Genomic DNA, 16,960 nt, shown 5'->3' on the forward strand with positions numbered 1-16,960 from the left:
AACATCGTCACGTTCGTGGCCCTTGGCAGGGGAAGGCCCCTCGGGCACACTCGCGCCCATGGTCCACGACGCGACGCCAGGGGAAAGCGCCGGCCATGCCGCCCGCCGTTTCCTGACATTCCGGTCCGCACCGCGCAGGGCCGCGGGCACGTGTGTCTTGCTGCTGGGCCTGCTGACCGGGCCCGCCGTGGCCGGCTCCTTATATAGATGTGTCGGCAGCACGGGCGAGACCGTGTTCTCCGGCAGCACGACGGGTTACAAGGACTGCAAGCGGCTCGGCAACATGGGACCGGCGCGCCCGGCGAAACCGGCCGTCGTGGCCGCACCCGTGAAAGCCCCCGTCTTCGAGCCGGTGGCCGAAGCGCCGTCGCTGAAGGGCGTTTCCGGCAGCGTGGTATCGGCGCCCGTGGCGACCTCGTCGCTTGCCGGGGTGACCGGTTCGGTGGTGGGCGCCGAGGACGATGCTCTTGCCCTGCCGCCCGTCACGGCACCCAAGGGCAGCTGGGATTACCGGGAATCGGCCACCAGCGACCTGACGGCCGCGGCGGCGCCCGAGTCGCCGAAGGGATCCCGCGTTTTGCGCGGCGCCGTCTACCGGATCACGCGCGCCGATGGCGGGGTCGAATACACCAATATCCCGCCAGGCGGGGGCGCGAAGGGGCAGAGCATCAAGATGCTCTTTACCTACATCGCCACCTGCGCGGCCTGCGACGTCCATTCGAAGATCGACTGGAACAGCGTGGCGCTCAACCTGACCTCGTATGGCGACGCGATCCATGCGGCCAGCAACGAGTTCGGTGTGGATGAGGCCCTGCTGCGTGCCGTGATCCATGCCGAAAGCGCGTTCAACCCGCGGGCGCTGTCGGTCGCGGGGGCGCAGGGCCTGATGCAGTTGATTCCCGGCACCGCGCGCGACATGGGCGTGCTGGACGCCTTCGACGCCGACCAGAACATTCGCGGTGGCGCGCGTTACCTCGCCTTGTTGTTGCGCAACTTCAACGGCAACGAACGTCTCGCCGCGGCGGCGTATAACGCCGGGCCCGGCGCGGTCCAGAAGTACAACGGCGTGCCGCCGTATGACGAGACGCAGGTCTATGTCGAGCGCGTGGGCGTGCTGAGGAAGCGCTACGGGGAGACGTTGCGGCATCGGCCGAGTGCCGGGGTGCCATTGGCCGAACGGGGCGCCTGAGGCAAGAGCATCGCCGACAGGGTCGGCTCCCACCGGGATAGCGGTGACCTGGTGGGAGCCGACCTTGTCGGCGATCCCGCGGCAGCGGGCAAGCTTGGTGACACCGGGTATCGCCGCTGAAGCGGCTCCCACAGAAGGCGATCAGGGCTGCCGCAGCGCCTGCATCGGCGCGCTGGGTGGCCGCTGTGTCGGGGTGACCGTGGTGGCGAACGGCGTGCCGGAGCGCAAGCCGGACACCGGCACCGGAACACCCGGTTTCAACGACGCCTCGTGCCGGCGCAGGTCCGACGGGTCGAGGATGTCCTCGTCACCCAGGCGCAGCAGCACATCGCGCTGCTGGATGCCGGCCAGGGCGGCCGGCCCGCCGGGCGAGACCTCGTTGACCACGACGCCGCGCGCCGCAGACGGCAGGCCGCTGTCCGCCGAGATGGGAACGGCGCCGTAGTCCGCCCCGATCCAGCCGCGGACCACGTGGCCGGTCTGCACGATCTGGTCGAGCACGTCGCGCGCGCTCTGCACGGGGATGGCGAAACCGATGCCCTCCGCGCCCACGGCCTGGCCGATCAGCGAAGTGTTGATTCCCACCAGCTCACCGTGGGCGTTGACCAGCGCGCCGCCGGAATTGCCGAAGTTGATCGCCGCGTCGGTCTGGATGAAGTTCTCCAGGCTCGACAGGTTGAGCTGGCGGCCGATGGCGCTGACGATACCCATCGTCACCGTTTGCCCGATACCGAAGGGGTTGCCGATCGCCAGCACCACGTCACCCACGCGGGGACGGCTGTCCGCATCGGTCATCCGGATGGCCGGGAGGTTGCCCGCATCGACCTTGAGCACGGCCAGGTCGGTCTCGTCGTCGGAGCCGACCACGCGGGCCTTGGCCACGCGGCCGTCGTACAGGAGCAACTGGATGTCGTCGGCGCTGGCGATGACGTGGTTGTTGGTCAGGACGTAGCCATCTTCGCTCACGATCACGCCCGAGCCGAGGTTCTGTTGCCGGCGTGTACGCGCCGGACCGGTGGGGACGCTGAAGATGCGTTGGAGCACGGGGTCCGAGTACAGCTCGCGTGGCTGTTCGGTCACCAGCTTGTTGGCGTAGATATTTACGACGGAAGGGGCGGCCTTGGCGACGGCATCGGCATAGGAGACGGGCCCGCCTGCCGTGGTGGATGCCGGTGTCGAGACCTGCCCGCCCGCCGGGACAGGAGAAAAACGCTGGCGGAGAAAGGCGCCGCTGCCGGGCCAGAACAAGCCGATCACGAAGGCGACGGCGAGGCCGAGCACGACGAAGCGGGCGACGAAGGCGAGCGTGCTGGCGGCATGTTTCATGAAAGAGCGAAGGGGTCCTGTCGTCGTCGCATCGCCTTGCCCACGAAGCGCAACCAGATTTTTCCGCATCCAGGCGGTTCCGTGGCGGCCCCGGCCCCGGTAAGGGGCAGGGTGGCGTTCAGTTTATTGTACGTGGCTGGTGCTGACGTTACACTGACGCGATTTGCGGAAGCCGATTTCCGAAAAGAGCCGGCGTTGGGGTCCGCATTCTCAATGGCATAAGTTCCGGAGAGCCTGATGGCGAACGAAGTCGTCGATCACGGGCGCCGTCGCTTCCTAACCGTTACGACAGCAGTTGTCGGCGGGGCGGGAGTGGTCGCGGCGGTCGTGCCCTTCATCAAGTCGTGGGAACCGAGCGCAAGGGCAAAGGCAGCGGGGGCGCCTGTCACGGTCGATATCAGTGCCATCGAGGCCGGCCAGAAAGTCACCTTTTCATGGCGCAGCCTTCCGGTCTTCGTCGTCAATCGCACCAAGGACCAGCTGGCCCAGCTGAAGGGCCTCGAGCCCCGGTTGCTGGACCCGCAGTCGTCCGACGCTGCACAGCAGCCGAAGTACGCGACCAATGAAAACCGCTCCATCAAGCCCGAGTGGCTGGTGGTGATCGGCCTGTGCACCCACCTTGGCTGCGTGCCCGACTTCGTGCCGGACATCAAGCCGGAGCCGTTCGACGCTAACTGGAAGGGTGGCTTCTACTGTCCCTGCCACAAGTCGCGCTACGACTTGTCCGGCCGTGTCTTCAGCGGCGTGCCCGCACCGAAGAACCTGCCTGTGCCGCCGTACCACTTCGTGGACGACACGCATATCCAGATCGGCGTCGACCCGAAGGAGGCAGGCTGATGGCCAACGTCCTCACCCGTATCGGCGACTGGGTCAACGAGCGCGCGCCGAACCTGGCGCCCACGTACCGGAAGCACATGACGGAGTACTTCGCGCCGAAGAACTTCAACCTCTGGTACTACTTCGGCTCGCTGGCGCTCCTGGTCCTGGTCAACCAGATCGTGACCGGCATCTTCCTCACCATGAACTACAAGACGAGTGCGCTGGAAGCGTTCAACTCCGTCGAGTACATCATGCGCGACGTGGAATGGGGCTGGCTGATCCGCTACATGCACTCCACCGGGGCCTCGCTGTTCTTCGTGGTGGTGTTCCTGCACATGTTCCGCGGGATCATGTACGGCTCGTTCAAGCGTCCGCGCGAGCTGGTCTGGATCCTCGGCATGCTGATCTTCCTGGTGCTGATGGCCGAGGCCTTCATGGGCTACGTGCTGCCGTGGGGCAACATGTCGTTCTGGGGCGCCAAGGTGATCATCTCGCTATTCGGCACCATCCCCTACATCGGCAACTCGCTGGTGGAGTGGATCATGGGCGATTTCCTGCCCGCCGACGCCACGCTCAACCGCTTCTTCGCGCTCCACGTGATCGCCTTGCCGCTGGTGCTGCTGCTCCTGGTGGTGCTGCACCTGGCCGCGCTGCATGAGGTGGGTTCGAACAACCCCGACGGCGTTGACGTGAAGCACGGTCCGAAGGGCAACCGCTGGAATCCGGAAAAGCCCAAGGACAGCATCCCGTTCCATCCGTATTACACGGTGAAGGATCTGGTGGGCGTGGGCTTCTTCCTCACCATCGCGGCGTTCATCATCTTCTTCGCGCCGACCTTCGGTGGTTGGTTCCTCGAACACGACAACTTCACCCCGGCGAACAACCTCGTCACGCCGAGCCACATCAAGCCGTCGTGGTACTTCACGCCGTTCTACGCGATCCTGCGCATGATCCCGTCGTACTTCGGCACAGCGATCTGGGGCGTGATCGGCATGTTCGGCGCGATCCTGCTGCTGGCCCTGCTGCCCTGGATCGACAAGGGCGAGGTTCGCTCGGTCCGCTATCGCGGCCTGGGCTTCCGCATCGCCCTGGGCGTGCTGGTGTTCTCGTTCCTGGCCCTGGGCCTGGTCGGTGCCGGCGTCACCGCCGAAGTCATCCCGGAATGGTTCCCGGGCGCGGACGTCACCACCTGGGAGAACGCCTTCGGCCGGCTCATGGTGCTTGGCTACTTCGGGTTCTTCGTATTCGTATGGATCTACACGCGCTTTGGTTTCGAGAAGACCAAGCCGGTTCCGGAACGGGTGACGCTGCATGATTAAGCGCTATATCTACTCCCTCGCCCTGGCGCTGGGCCTCGCGGCCGCCACGATTCCCGCCCTCGCCGCCGAAGGCGAAGAGGGCCTGGCACCCGCCGGGACCAACGTGGCCGACCGGGCCTCGTTGCAGCGTGGCGCCAAGCTGTTCTTCAACTATTGCGTTGGCTGCCACTCGCTGAAGTACGTGCGCTATTCGCGCCTTGCCACCGACCTGGGCCTGTCCGAAGAAGAGGTGATGACCAACCTCAACTTCACTGGCGCGAAGTTCGGCGAGCCGGTGATCTCGCACATGCCGGCCGACAGCGCCAAGACCTGGTTCGGCAAGGATCCGCCGGATCTCTCGCTGGAAGCCCGCGCCAAGGGCGTGGATTTCATCTTCAACTACCTCAACTCGTTCTACCTCGACCCGAGCCGTCCGGTCGGCTGGAACAACACGGTGTTCCCGAACGCCTCCATGCCCAACCCCCTGTGGGAGTTGCAGGGCTTGCAGTCCGCCGTCCATGGAGAGGCCAAGCCGGGCGAGGAAGCGGCTGTGGAGAAGCTGGAGATCACCACGCCGGGCCGGATGACACCGGAACAGTTCCGCGGCGCGACCCGCGACCTGACCACCTTCCTCGAATACGCGGCCGAACCCGCGGCGCTCGAGCGCCAGTCCATCGGCGTCTGGGTGATCCTGTTCCTGGCCGGCCTGACCTTCCTGCTGTACCTTTTGAAGCATGAGTACTGGAAGGACGTTCACGAGAGTCACTGATTGATGTCCCGACGGGGCGGCCTCGCGGTCGCCCCGTTTTCGTTCAGGTAGCAGGGAGGGAGATCGAAAGCATGGTCCAGAACGCACGTTCGCGCTCGGCACTGACGCTCTATACCAGTGCCGACGATATCCACTGCCACCGTACGCGCCTCGTGTTGGCCGCCAAGGGCGTCGCCTACGACCGGATCATCCTGAAGCCCGACGAGCCCACGCCGGACCTGCTCGAACTCAATCCCTATGGCACGCTGCCGACCCTGGTCGACCGTGATCTCACCCTCTACGACCCGGCCGTGGTCGTCGAATACCTCGACGAGCGCTATCCGCATCCCCCCTTGATGCCGATCGATCCCTTGTCCCGCGCCCGCCTTCGCCTGGGCACGTGGCGGATCGAGAACGACTGGCTGCCCGAGATCGAGGCGATCGGCGAGGGCGGCAAGGCGGCCGAGGGCGCGCGCAAGCGCCTGCGCGAACACCTGCTGCTGTCCGTGCCCCTGTTCAGGGCCTCGCGGTTCTTCCTCAACCCCGAAATGAGCCTGATCGACTGCCTGGTCGCTCCGGTGGTCTGGCGCTTGCCCCACCTGGGCGTGGACCTGGGCAAGGAGGGCAAGCCGATCGTCGACTACGGCGAACGCCTGTTCCACAGCCAGGGCTTCGCCCGCAGCCTCACACCGGAAGAACGCGATATGCGTCCGGATTTCAACTTCAGCGCCGGTTAGTCCTCCGGCGGCTCGTATCCCGTAAACTCTCTTCTTGGCCTTGCCCTGCCGGGGCTGGTGATTCCCGACCGACCGGCGGGTACGACGAGGACACTTCCATGGATACGAACGAAAACGCGGGCATGACTTCGAACCGGCCCTACCTGCTGCGCGCCATCTACGACTGGATCAGTGACAACGGGTTCACGCCGTATGTATTGGTCGATGCCAACCAGCCTGGCGTGCAGGTGCCGGCCCATGTCGTGAAGAACGGGCAGGTCGTGCTGAATCTCGCGATGCGGGCGGTGGCCAACCTCGACCTGGGCAACGACCGCATCACGTTCCAGGCGCGGTTCTCCGGCGTGAGCCAGTCCATCGCCATCCCGATGCACGCCGTGCTTGCCCTTTATGCGCAGGAAAACGGCCAGGGCATGATGTTCCCGGCCGACGAGAGCGAAGCACTCTCGGCGAACACGTCCGACCCGGCCGACGAGGCCAACGAAGCCCCGCCGCAGGCCGGTGGCGACGACGACCGCCCGAAGCGCGGCGCGCCACATCTTCGGGTGGTCAAGTAATACGCCAGCGGTTCAGTGGAGCCGCCGGCGATCCGCCAGCGAGATGACGTTGCCGGTGTGTACCACCGAGTCGGTCGCCACCACGGTCTCCAGTTCCGGCGACCCCGACAGTGGCAGCGAGAAGCTGGCCACCTCGTTACCGGCCATCCACAGGCGTGCCGCCTGTCGCGATTGGCCATCCTCGCTCACCTCGAACCCGTAGCAGCGTTCCAACCGGCGCGCGCCGTCGACACCCTGCAACCGGATCGACCGCAGGCCCACGCTCTGGTCGAGCAGCTGCAGGCCGTGCCGCTTGCATAAGGCCGTCGCCGCCTTCACGGCGACCTCGCGTGCACGGGTCAGCCGATACCAGCTTGCGATGCCGGCGGCGAGGGCGAATAGCCAGAAGAGGTCAGTGAAGGAAGACATGGGGTCAGTGTGTGGCCCGGTTGCGCCGACCACAAGCCCCCGTCGGCCCTCAGTGCTTCACGTCCAGCCGCAAGGACAGGTCGATCGCCCGGACATGCTTCGTCAGGGCACCACTGGAGATGAAGTCCACCCCCGTTTCCGCTATCGCGCGGACGGTGTCGAGCTCCACGTTGCCGGAGACCTCCAGCGGGATGCGTCCCGCCGTGTAGTCCACGGCTTCCTTGAGCATGGCCGGCGTGAAATTGTCCAGCAGGGCGCGATCGGCGCCGGCGGAGATCGCCTCGGCGAGCTCGTCCAGGGTTTCCACTTCCACGATCAGCGGGAGGGTCGGGTGGATCGTGCGCGCGGCGCGTACGGCGGCCGGGATGCCGCCGGCGGCGATGATGTGGTTTTCCTTCAGCATCATCGCGTCGAACAGGCCGATGCGGTGGTTCGTGCCGCCGCCGCAGCGCACGGCGTACTTCTGCGCGCGCCGCAGGCCGGGGATGGTCTTCCGCGTGTCGAGGATGCGTGTGTGGGTGCCCGCCAGCGCATCCACGTAGCGCGCGGTGACGGTAGCCGTCGAAGACAGCAGTTGCAGGAAGTTGAGCGCCGAGCGTTCGGCCGTGACCAGTGCCCGCGCCTTGCCCGCCAATCGGCACACCGCCGCTCCCGCCGCCACGCGGTCGCCATCGCGGGCCAGCCATTCGACCCGCACGTCCGGATCGAGCTTGCGGAAGCATGCCTCGAACCACGCCACGCCACTGAGCACGGCATCCTCGCGGCAGGTCAGCACGGCGGTGGCGGTCGCCTTCGCATCGAGCAGGTCGGCCGTGGCGTCACCCGGCCCCACGTCTTCGGCGAAGGCGCGTTCGACATCGGCAAGAATCTCGCTCGCCGGCGGCAGCGCGTCGGCCAGGTGTCGCGGATCGGCAGGGCTCATCGGCTGACGGCGTCGGTGGAAGAGGCCGCTACCTTATTCGGGTTGGCGAAGCTTTTCCACGATCGCGTCCATCGCGCGGTCGAACAGCAGCGTGGAATCGAGCACGCGTGCCGTGCCACCGGCGAAGGCCTGCGCGAGGCCGGCGAGGCTGTGATCGGCGACCTTCAGGCCGCGACGGTTCACGAACAGGTAGCGGCCGCTGATCGGGCTGACCCACGACAGCTTGGCGCGATCGGTGGTGCCGTCGGCGGCGGTGAACTCCAGCCACTGGCCCACCTTCAACTCGCGCGCCTGCGCGAGGTTGCGCTCGTCGAAGGCTTCGTCGAGCAGGGAATCGACCTCGTCGTCCGGTTCCGGTTCGGCCACCGGTTCCTCGATGGCCTGGATCGCCTCGGGCAGCGGCATCACGCTGGCGACGATGGTCCCCGAGACGGTCTCGCCCGCGGCCTCGCCGAGTTGCTGGCGGTAGAACGCGTGCAACTGGCCCAGCAATTGTTCGGTGTCGGCTTCCTGGAAGGCCACGGCGGCGAGGCCGCGACGCAGCGAGCGCTCGATGCCGGGAAGCATCGCGCGCAGGTCGCGCCGGCCGTTGAGGTCGTGCACCGGCCGCGCGCTGGCGATGAAATCGTCGATGAAGCGCAGTGAGTCGCGGAACTCCTGGGATTCCTCGCCCTGGCGCAGCAGGGTGAGCACGATGTAGTTGGCCCATGCACGGGTCAGCACGCCGTAGATGAGCGGCGGCAGCGAAGCGCCGCCGATACGGCCGACGATTTCCTGCGCGGCCCGGCGGCGTGCATGCTCGAGCTTTTCGCGGCCACGCGTGGACTCGGCGACGCGCTGCTCGGCGAGTTCGGCGCGCTTGCGGCTGACGTCGAGGAAATCCTGCAGTTCGCCGGCAAGGCGGGTGAAGATCGCGGTGTCGTCGTCGAAGTCGTGCAGCAGGCGTTCGACGATCGACTTCATCTTGTCGAACAGACGTCCGTCGCGGTCGGCTTCGGCCGACCATCCCTTGGCCGCGTCGGCGAGCGCGTCGAGCAGCTGGCGCGCGGGGTGCGACTTGTGCGCGAACATCCGGCGGTCGAGCAAGGCCACCTTGAGATAGGGGATCTGCAGGCGCGCGAGCAGCACCTGCATTTCCGTCGGCAGGTTGTCGTCCTCGAGGATGAACTCGAAGAGCATGCCGACAAGATCGATGGTGTCCTCGTCCATGCCCGACACATGCGCGGTTTGCTGGCCACGCAGTTGCCCGATCTGGGCGAGAAGCTGTTCCTTCAGCTGGGCGACGTCACGACTGACGTCGGCCTGGGTGGCGAGCGGCGCGGCGGTGTTCGGCAGCGTGGCGATCTGGCTCTGCAGCAGGGTAAGGGCGCCGAGCAGTTCCGCCGGGCTGGGCAAGGGGCCCGTTGGCAACGATGTTCCCATCGGTCCGCCCACCGCCGGCATGCTATCGCGACGCGCCGAGAACAAGGCGTGCAGCGACTGCATGAATTCCGCGGCGGCGGCATCCGTCACCGGCGTGGCGGCCGCCTGCGGCATGGCGGTTGCGGAGACCGGGCCGATCGGCGCCGGCGCGTCGCTGCGCCGCGTGGATATCTCGTGGCGCAGTTGCGGCAGGACGCCGGCGCTGGCCAGTTCGTTGTTGATGTCGTCGTAGAGCTCGTCGATGCCGGCGAGCACGTAGCGGTCGAACAGCTTGTAGATGATCAGCTTGACGCGGACCTCGACCATCAGCTCGCGCATGGCCTGGCGGAACGCGCCGGCCAGCGAGGCCGGACCGACCGGGTTGGAGGCATCGTCCATCTTGTTGCCGCCGCAGATCACCGACAGCCGCTGGTTCACGGCGAACAGGGCGCGCGCCAGACGCTGCTCGTTCTTGCCGATCATGCTGGTGATCGCGAGGGATTCTTCCAGTTCGTTCTCGCCGACGAGGCTGAGTTCGATATTGGCGAGCGGGCGGCCGGCGCCGTCGGCGTCCGGGGCCCGGGTGCGGCCCGCGGAGAAATCGGCCAGGTCGCGCGCGACCTGGCCGAGGAAGGTGCGCTCGACGATCGCCCGCTTCTTGCGGACCTCGCGCATGCCGTCGAAGAACTGGGTCTGGGCCGCGTTGTTCTCGGCTTTCTCGGCGAGGTCGAACAGGGCGTCGTCGATGTTCTCGAACATGTTCGACGCCAGGGCGTGCAGGCGCTTCGTGGCCAGCCCGCGCACCGTCACCAGCAACGCGCCCACGCTCTCACTGCGCGGGTCCAGGCGCTGACTGAGATCGACGACGTTGGACGGCTCGCTCGCGTTGTTCATCGCGCATCCTGGATGTTCTGGCCCCCGCCTGAAGTGTCATTGTGCGGGAACCAATGCTTTATAGCGTGACTCGCGTCACGGATTTCAGGCGCGACCCGTTTCTGGCGCGAAGCCCGACAACTGGAGGGTGCCGATGCCGGCCTCGGGCAGCATGACGGGGATGCCGTCTTCCACCCGGTAGACCAACTGGCCGTCGGTGGTGATGAGCCCTTCGGTAATCGGCTCGGCGACTTTCTCGCCGGCCACCGTGTCGACCGACCCGGCGCGGATCGCCCCGTTGAGCTGGTCGCGCTCGGTCGCCGTGAGGGGGCGCAGCGGGCGTTTGCTGACAGGGCAGCAGAGGATATCGAGTAGACGCTTGTCCATGGGAAGTGGCCGCCGGGGGCCAACCTGATCATCGGGAATGCCTTTACAATAGCGACTTTTGGGTGCTCCGGCCATGACTTCCAACGAGGGTAACGAAGCGAACGCGCCGCGCGTGGGCGTGGTGATGGGTTCGCGTTCGGACTGGGAAACCATGGAGCACGCCTCCACCACGCTGACGCGGATGGGCATCGTCCACGAGGTCCGTGTCGTGTCGGCGCACCGCACGCCGGACCTGCTTTTCGACTACGCCGAAACGGCCCGTGCCCGGGGCATCCAGGTGATCATCGCCGGTGCCGGCGGGGCGGCCCATCTGCCGGGCATGATCGCGGCGAAGACGGCCCTGCCGGTGTTCGGCGTGCCGGTGCAGTCCAAGGCCCTCAACGGTATGGATTCCCTGCTTTCGATCGCCCAGATGCCGGCCGGCGTGCCGGTCGGTACCTTGGCCATCGGGCGCGCGGGCGCCACCAATGCGGCCTTGCTCGCCGCGTCCGTGCTGGCCCTGCACGATCCGGCCGTGGCCGAGGCCCTGGACGCCTTCCGTGCCGGGCAGACCCGGTCCGTCCTCGACCATCCGGACCCGCGCACGTGAGCCGCACGCTCCCCACCGTCGGCATCCTCGGTGGCGGGCAGCTCGCCCGCATGCTGGCCCTGGCGGCCGCCCCGCTCGGCATCCGTACGCTGGCGGTCGACGCCACCGCCGATGCCTGTGCCGGGCAGGTGTCGGGGCTGGTGGTCGCCGCCTGGGACGACGAGGCGGCATTGGCGGAGTTCGCCAGGCAGGTGGACGTGGTCACCTTCGACTTCGAGAACGTGCCCGCGGCGACGGCCGAACGGCTCGCTGGGCGGGTCGACGTGTTTCCGAATCCGCGCGCCCTTGCGGTGGCCCAGGACAGGCTGTCCGAGAAAACCTTGTTCCGCGAGTCCGGCCTGAACACGCCGGAATTCGCCGTGGTCGATACCCGCGATGACCTCGTCGCCGCCGTCGGGCGCATCGGCCTCCCCGCGATCCTCAAGACGCGACGCCTCGGCTATGACGGCAAGGGGCAGTTCCGGCTGAAGGCGCCGGCGGACATCGATGCCGCCTGGGCGGCACTCGGCGACGCCGCGTCCGGGCATGGATTGATCCTGGAGGCCTTCGTCCCGTTCGATCGCGAATTGTCCGTACTGGCCGTGCGCGGCCGCGACGGCGCATTCCGCACCTGGCCGCTCACGCGTAACTGGCATGTGGACGGCGTGCTCTCGCTGAGCCTAGCGCCCGCGCCGGGTACCTCCGACGCGCTGGAACAGGAGGCTGTCGCGCATGCGCGGGCTATCGCCGAACGGCTGGATTACGTCGGCGTGTTCGCGCTGGAATTGTTCGTCCGCGGCAACGAATTGCTGGGCAACGAGATGGCGCCGCGTGTGCACAACTCGGGGCACTGGACCATCGAGGGTGCGCATACCAGTCAGTTCGAGAACCATATCCGCGCCGTGCTTGGCCTGCCGCTGGGAGATACCGGCGTGCGCGGCGCCAGCGCCATGCTCAACTGGATCGGCGAGATGCCCGATCCGGCGCCGGTGCTGTCCGTCGCCGACGGTCATTGGCACGACTACGGCAAGGAAGCTCGGCCGGGGCGCAAGGTAGGCCACGCGACGATCTGCGCCACCGATGCCGGCAGCCTGCGGGCGAAGCTGGTGGAGGTGGGGGCCGCGTTGGGGCGGGAAGGGCAGGTGGCTCCGGCTGTCGAGGCCCTTGGCTGAGAGCTTCGAGGCGCTCGGCCAGGAGCATCGCCGACAGGGTCGGCTCCCACGGACACGGAGGATGTCCGCTCCCACCACAGCAGGGGCCGAGCCCGCTTAGGTGGGAGCCGACGCTGTCGGCGATGGGGTCAGAGAAAAGGCCGGGTCTCGCGACTCGGCCTTTTCTCATGTCCTGCCTGGGGTTTCCCCTTCGAGGGAATCAGGCGAGGTTCTTCGCCGCGAAATCCCAGTTCACGATGTTCCAGAACGCCTCCAGGTACTTCGGGCGGGCGTTGCGGTAGTCGATGTAGTACGCGTGTTCCCACACGTCGGCCGTGAACAGCGGCTTGTCGCTGCCGGTGATCGGGGTGGCGGCGTTCGACGTGTTGACGATCGCCAGGGAACCGTCCGGACGCTGCACCAGCCAGGTCCAGCCCGAGCCGAAGTTGGCGGCGGCCTGCTTGGCGAATTCTTCCTTGAACTTGTCGACCGAGCCGAAGGCCTTGGTCAGCGCGTCGGCGAGCTTGGCCGGCGGCTCGGCGCCGCCCGGGGCGCGCATCGAATGCCAGTAGAAGGTGTGGTTCCAGATCTGCGCCGCATTGTTGAAGATGCCGCCGGACGAGGTCTTGACGATGTCTTCCAGGCTCTTGCCCTCGAACTCCGTTCCCTTGATCAGGTTGTTGAGGTTCGTGACGTAGGCCTGGTGGTGCTTGCCGTAGTGAAACTCGAGGGTCTCAGCGGAGATGTGCGGCTCCAGGGCATTCTTTTCGTAAGGGAGCGGGGGAAGTTCGAACGCCATTGCGGGACTCCTTAGCGGTGGCTGGGGGAAAGGGCGTAGGCAGGGGGCACGAGGCCGTGCACTGCTACACTATGCAACTAGTCGCATTCTAATGATGAAAACCGAGCTATGGACGTCGTAGACGAGATCAAGGCCATCGTGGCGGCCCACCCGATCGTGCTTTTCATGAAAGGCACGCCGGAATATCCGACCTGCGGCTTCTCCGATCGCGCCGTGAAGGCCTTGCAGGCCGCCGGTGCCGCGTTCCATGCCGTGAATGTGCTGGCCGATCCGCGCATCCGCGCGGGCCTGCCGCATTACTCGAACTGGCCGACATTTCCACAGTTGTTCCTGCTCGGTGAGTTCATCGGTGGTTGCGACATCGTGGAAGACCTGCACGCCGCGGGTGAGTTGAAGCGCATGGCGGCGGACGTGGCCGGGGCCGCGTCGTGAGCGCCTTGTCCTCCACGCGCCTGCCCGAGGACTGGTCCGTGGCGCCGGGAGCGCTCGCGGGCCGCGTGGTGATCGTCACCGGTGCCACCGGGGGCCTTGGCGGCGAAACGGCGAAGGCGGCGATTCGTGCGGGAGCCACGGTGGTGATCACCGGGCGCAAGGTACGCGCGCTCGAGAAACGCTACGACGAACTCGTCGCGCTCGGAGGCAACGAACCGGTGATCCATCCGCTGGACCTGGAAAGCGCCACGCCCGCGGACTACGCCGCGCTGGCCGAAGGCATCGAGAGTGAGTTCGGTCGTCTCGACGGCATCGTGCATGCCGCCGCGCATTTCAACGAGTTGACCCCCATCGCGATGCACAAGCCCGACGACTGGCTGCGCGCGATGCAGGTGAATGTGTCGGCGCCGTTCGCGCTGACCCAGGCGTGCATGCCCTTGCTCACCCGGGCCGACGACAGCGCCGTGGTTTTCGTGCTGGACGATCCGGAGCTGCTTTCGCGCGCCCACTGGGGCGGCTATGGCGTCTCCAAGGCCGCTGTGGAACGCATGGCCGCGGTGCTGCACGCCGAGAATGGCCGAGGCCCGATGCGCGTGCATACGCTGTTGCCCATGCCGATGCGCACGGCCTTGCGCCGCGCGGCCTATTACGGCGAGAACACGCTGGAAAAACCGCTGCCGACCGTGGCGGCCGATGCCATCGTCTACCTGCTTTCCGGTGCCGGCGCGGATGCGCGCGGTGCCGTGCTCGACTTACGCCCCATCCACTGACCTGCCGCAGGAGTTCTCCCCCATGGAAGCGCAGATGACGACGTTGTCCGCGGGCATCCTGCTGTTCCTGATCATGGATCCGCTGGGCAATATCCCGTTGTTCCTCGCCCTGCTGAAGGACGTGCCGCCGCAGCGCCGGCGCAAGGTGATGGTGCGCGAGCTGCTCATCGCCCTGGCCGTCCTGGTCGCCTTCCTGCTTGGTGGCCAGTACATCCTCAAGGTGCTGCAGCTGCGCCAGGAATCGGTGAGCATCGCGGGCGGCATCGTGCTGTTCCTCATCGGCATCCGCATGGTCTTCCCGCCGGTGGAAGGCGGCGTGTTCGGCAAGACGGGGGAGGGCGAGCCCTTCATCGTGCCGATGGCCATCCCCGGCGTCGCCGGCCCCTCGGCCATGGCCGCCCTTCTGCTGCTGACCAATTCCCAGCCCGGGCGCACGGCGGAATGGGGCATCGCCCTGTTCCTGGCCTGGCTGGCCACCGCGATCATCCTGCTCAGTTCCACCTTCCTGTTCCGCTGGCTGGGCGAAAGCGTCCTCACGGCCCTGGAGCGGCTCATGGGCATGCTGCTCATCGCCTTGTCGGTGCAGATGTTCCTCGCCGGCATCTCGGCCTATCTGCACCTGGCGGTTTGATACGTAAGGGTGATTGCCGCAAGAACATACGTGGCGGTAGGGTTACTGTCATAATTGCCCGCGAGCATGGCCGGGGCCAGGAAAGCTCCTGGCACCGGGCATGGGTCGAAAGCCCTCTCAGGGGCAAAGAGGATGTTCGAAGGCACTATGAGAAATCACGACTCCGCACCGGCCCGGCAAGGTAGCCATCGTTCGACGTCAAGGGATCCCAAGTCATGCTGAGCATCGATCAGACCCTGCTGGAGCGTATGCCATGGCTGGCCCAGCACCCCCGTCTCCGCAAGCCGCTCGTCGGTATGCTGGAAACCCTGGCCCACGAAGATCGCTTCAATCGCACGTTGGCGTTTGCCGGCCCTGCGCAAGGCTTCGAATTCTGTGAGAAGACGCTGGATTACCTCGGCGTCAGCTGTCGCGTCACCGAACGCGAACGCGAGAACATCCCTGTCGAAGGGCCGCTGATCGTCGTGGCCAACCATCCGCTGGGCATGGTCGACGCGATCGCTCTCGTCCAGCTGATCGGTTCGGTTCGCCGCGACGTCCGCATCCTCGGTAACGACGTGCTGTCGGCGGTGCCGCAGCTGGGTTCGTTGCTGCTGAAGGTGGATGTCTTCGGCAAGGGAGCCACCTCGAAGATGCGCGCCGTGTTCCGCGCCATCGAGGCGGGCGAGGTACTCATCATGTTCCCGGCGGGCGAAGTGTCGCGCATGCGCCCCGGTGGCGTGCGCGATGGCAAGTGGTCGGACGGTTTCGCGCGCATCGCCATGCGCGCCGGCGTGCCGGTGCTTCCCGTGCACATCGCCGCGCGCAATTCGGTCGCGTTCTACGGACTGTCGATGCTGGCCAAGCCGCTGAGCACGGCGATGCTGCCGCGCGAGGCCACGTCGGGCAAGCAGCGGGTGGGTTTCCGCATCGGCAAGCTTGTCGATGCCGAGGAATTGAAGCAGGCCAGTGGCGGCTCGTCGGAGCGGGCGGCCAAGCTGATGCGCCGGCACGTGTATCGCGTCGCACGCCAGCGCGGCCTCGTTTTCGGTGGACAGACCCCGCTGGCGCACCCCGAGCCCGTGGAGCGCGTGGTCGCCGAGCTGGACAAGGCCGAATTGCTCACGGAACTCCCGGACGGCAAGCGCATCCTGCTGTTGCAGGGCTCCAGCGACAGCTACGCCATGCGCGAGATCGGCCGCTTGCGCGAGTTGACCTTCCGCCGCGTGGGCGAGGGTACCGGCAAGCGTCGCGACCTCGACGCCTACGACCCGCTCTACGAGCACCTCGTATTGTGGGATGCGAAGGCCTTGCGCATCGTGGGCGCGTACCGGTTCGGTCATGGCGGCCGTCTCATCACCCAGCACGGCATGAGCGCGCTGTACACGTCCAGCCTGTTCGATTACTCGCCGGCACTGGAGTCGCGCCTTGCCCAAGGCCTGGAGCTCGGACGCAGCTTCATCGCCCCCGCCTACTGGCGCTCACGGGCGCTCGATCAACTCTGGCAGGGTATCGGCCTCTATCTGCAACGACATCGCGAACTGCGTTACCTGTTCGGGCCCGTGAGCATGTCGGTGAGCATGCCGAGAGAGGCGCGCGAATGGATCGCCGCGGCGCACCAGCATTTCTTCGGCGTGCAGGGCCTGGCCGCGGCACGTCAGCCATTCGTGATTCCGGAAGCCACCATCGAGTCGGTACGCCGCGAACTCGAAGGCCTCGATCCCGCCGAAGGCCTCGGCAAGCTGAAGCACCGCCTCGACGCCCTCGGCGTGACATTGCCGGTGCTTTACCGCCAGTACGTCGACCTGGTCGAACCGCAGGGGGTGCAGTTCCTCGCGTTCGGCGAGGACCCCGATTTTGCCGGCTGCGTCGACGGGCTCGTGATGCTCGACCTCGCGTCGCTCAAGCCAGCGAAGCGCTCGCGTTACCTCGGCAAGGACTGACCACTCCGCGGCCGGCCGGAATACG

Annotated in this window: 18 protein-coding genes; 12 read left to right on the forward strand and 6 right to left on the reverse strand. The window is 66.8% G+C overall.

Annotated features, from left to right (window positions below; translation table 11 throughout):
• The first annotated feature begins 58 nt into the window (after positions 1 to 58).
• The gene (locus J2T07_RS11980) at positions 59 to 1,189 is read left to right on the forward strand and encodes a lytic transglycosylase domain-containing protein (protein ID WP_306850279.1); all 1,131 of its coding nucleotides are present in this window, start codon (positions 59 to 61) and stop codon (positions 1,187 to 1,189) included.
• Positions 1,190 to 1,330: 141 nt separating this feature from the next.
• Here J2T07_RS11980 and J2T07_RS11985 read toward each other — a convergent pair whose 3' ends face one another.
• The gene (locus tag J2T07_RS11985) at positions 1,331 to 2,515 is read right to left on the reverse strand and encodes a S1C family serine protease (protein ID WP_306850280.1); all 1,185 of its coding nucleotides are present in this window, start codon (positions 2,513 to 2,515) and stop codon (positions 1,331 to 1,333) included.
• Positions 2,516 to 2,752: 237 nt separating this feature from the next.
• On the opposite strand from J2T07_RS11985, the gene petA reads away from it, so the two are divergent.
• From petA to J2T07_RS12010, 5 genes are all read left to right on the forward strand, one after another.
• Entirely contained in the window at positions 2,753 to 3,352 is a 600-nt protein-coding gene (gene petA, locus J2T07_RS11990) for a ubiquinol-cytochrome c reductase iron-sulfur subunit (RefSeq protein ID WP_306850281.1), read from the forward strand.
• Positions 3,352 to 4,653, forward strand: coding sequence for a cytochrome b (locus J2T07_RS11995; RefSeq protein WP_306850282.1), 1,302 nt, complete (start codon positions 3,352 to 3,354; stop codon positions 4,651 to 4,653). Before petA ends, J2T07_RS11995 begins: the two co-directional genes overlap by 1 nt.
• Complete coding sequence (locus J2T07_RS12000; protein ID WP_306850283.1) at positions 4,646 to 5,401, forward strand: cytochrome c1; 756 nt, start codon at positions 4,646 to 4,648, stop codon at positions 5,399 to 5,401. Before J2T07_RS11995 ends, J2T07_RS12000 begins: the two co-directional genes overlap by 8 nt.
• 71 nt (positions 5,402 to 5,472) lie before the next feature.
• A complete protein-coding gene (locus J2T07_RS12005; protein WP_306850284.1) occupies positions 5,473 to 6,117 on the forward strand; it encodes a glutathione S-transferase N-terminal domain-containing protein in 645 nt (214 codons plus the stop codon).
• 122 nt (positions 6,118 to 6,239) lie between these two features.
• A complete protein-coding gene (locus J2T07_RS12010) occupies positions 6,240 to 6,671 on the forward strand; it encodes a ClpXP protease specificity-enhancing factor (protein WP_306850680.1) in 432 nt (143 codons plus the stop codon).
• A 12-nt stretch (positions 6,672 to 6,683) separates the two neighbouring features.
• Here the strand turns inward: J2T07_RS12010 and J2T07_RS12015 are convergent, their stop codons facing one another.
• The 4 genes from J2T07_RS12015 to J2T07_RS12030 form a co-directional block, all read right to left on the reverse strand.
• Entirely contained in the window at positions 6,684 to 7,079 is a 396-nt protein-coding gene (locus tag J2T07_RS12015; RefSeq protein WP_306850285.1) for a DUF3301 domain-containing protein, read from the reverse strand.
• A 49-nt stretch (positions 7,080 to 7,128) separates the two neighbouring features.
• The gene (gene nadC, locus J2T07_RS12020; RefSeq protein WP_306850286.1) at positions 7,129 to 8,001 is read right to left on the reverse strand and encodes a carboxylating nicotinate-nucleotide diphosphorylase; all 873 of its coding nucleotides are present in this window, start codon (positions 7,999 to 8,001) and stop codon (positions 7,129 to 7,131) included.
• Between the two features lie 33 nt (positions 8,002 to 8,034).
• On the reverse strand, positions 8,035 to 10,296 hold the full coding sequence (locus tag J2T07_RS12025) for a DUF1631 domain-containing protein (RefSeq protein ID WP_306850287.1): 2,262 nt from the start codon (positions 10,294 to 10,296) through the stop codon (positions 8,035 to 8,037).
• A gap of 84 nt (positions 10,297 to 10,380) precedes the next feature.
• Complete coding sequence (locus tag J2T07_RS12030; RefSeq protein WP_306850288.1) at positions 10,381 to 10,662, reverse strand: Trm112 family protein; 282 nt, start codon at positions 10,660 to 10,662, stop codon at positions 10,381 to 10,383.
• A 73-nt stretch (positions 10,663 to 10,735) separates the two neighbouring features.
• Here J2T07_RS12030 and purE point away from each other — a divergent pair, with 73 nt between their 5' ends.
• Together purE and J2T07_RS12040 are read left to right on the forward strand one after the other, a co-directional pair.
• Positions 10,736 to 11,251 carry a 5-(carboxyamino)imidazole ribonucleotide mutase gene (gene purE / locus J2T07_RS12035; protein WP_306850290.1) on the forward strand — a complete coding sequence of 172 codons (516 nt, stop codon included), beginning with the start codon at positions 10,736 to 10,738 and terminating at the stop codon, positions 11,249 to 11,251.
• 50 nt (positions 11,252 to 11,301) lie between these two features.
• Positions 11,302 to 12,402, forward strand: coding sequence for a 5-(carboxyamino)imidazole ribonucleotide synthase (locus J2T07_RS12040; protein ID WP_430539360.1), 1,101 nt, complete (start codon positions 11,302 to 11,304; stop codon positions 12,400 to 12,402).
• A gap of 199 nt (positions 12,403 to 12,601) precedes the next feature.
• Here the strand turns inward: J2T07_RS12040 and J2T07_RS12045 are convergent, their stop codons facing one another.
• Positions 12,602 to 13,180, reverse strand: a complete 579-nt coding sequence (locus J2T07_RS12045; RefSeq protein WP_306850292.1) for a superoxide dismutase — start codon at positions 13,178 to 13,180, stop codon at positions 12,602 to 12,604.
• 108 nt (positions 13,181 to 13,288) lie between these two features.
• Between J2T07_RS12045 and grxD the strand changes: the two genes are divergently transcribed.
• From grxD to J2T07_RS12065, 4 genes are all read left to right on the forward strand, one after another.
• Positions 13,289 to 13,612, forward strand: coding sequence for a Grx4 family monothiol glutaredoxin (gene grxD, locus J2T07_RS12050; RefSeq protein ID WP_306850293.1), 324 nt, complete (start codon positions 13,289 to 13,291; stop codon positions 13,610 to 13,612).
• Positions 13,609 to 14,382, forward strand: coding sequence for an SDR family NAD(P)-dependent oxidoreductase (locus J2T07_RS12055; RefSeq protein ID WP_306850294.1), 774 nt, complete (start codon positions 13,609 to 13,611; stop codon positions 14,380 to 14,382). The genes grxD and J2T07_RS12055 overlap by 4 nt, the downstream gene beginning before the upstream one ends.
• Positions 14,383 to 14,416: 34 nt before the next feature.
• Positions 14,417 to 15,013, forward strand: a complete 597-nt coding sequence (locus tag J2T07_RS12060) for a YhgN family NAAT transporter (protein ID WP_306850681.1) — start codon at positions 14,417 to 14,419, stop codon at positions 15,011 to 15,013.
• Between the two features lie 215 nt (positions 15,014 to 15,228).
• A complete protein-coding gene (locus J2T07_RS12065) occupies positions 15,229 to 16,935 on the forward strand; it encodes a lysophospholipid acyltransferase family protein (protein ID WP_306850296.1) in 1,707 nt (568 codons plus the stop codon).
• The last annotated feature ends 25 nt before the right edge of the window (positions 16,936 to 16,960 follow it).

This window comes from Luteibacter jiangsuensis, from assembly GCF_030812295.1.
GTDB classification, from domain to species: domain Bacteria; phylum Pseudomonadota; class Gammaproteobacteria; order Xanthomonadales; family Rhodanobacteraceae; genus Luteibacter; species Luteibacter jiangsuensis_A.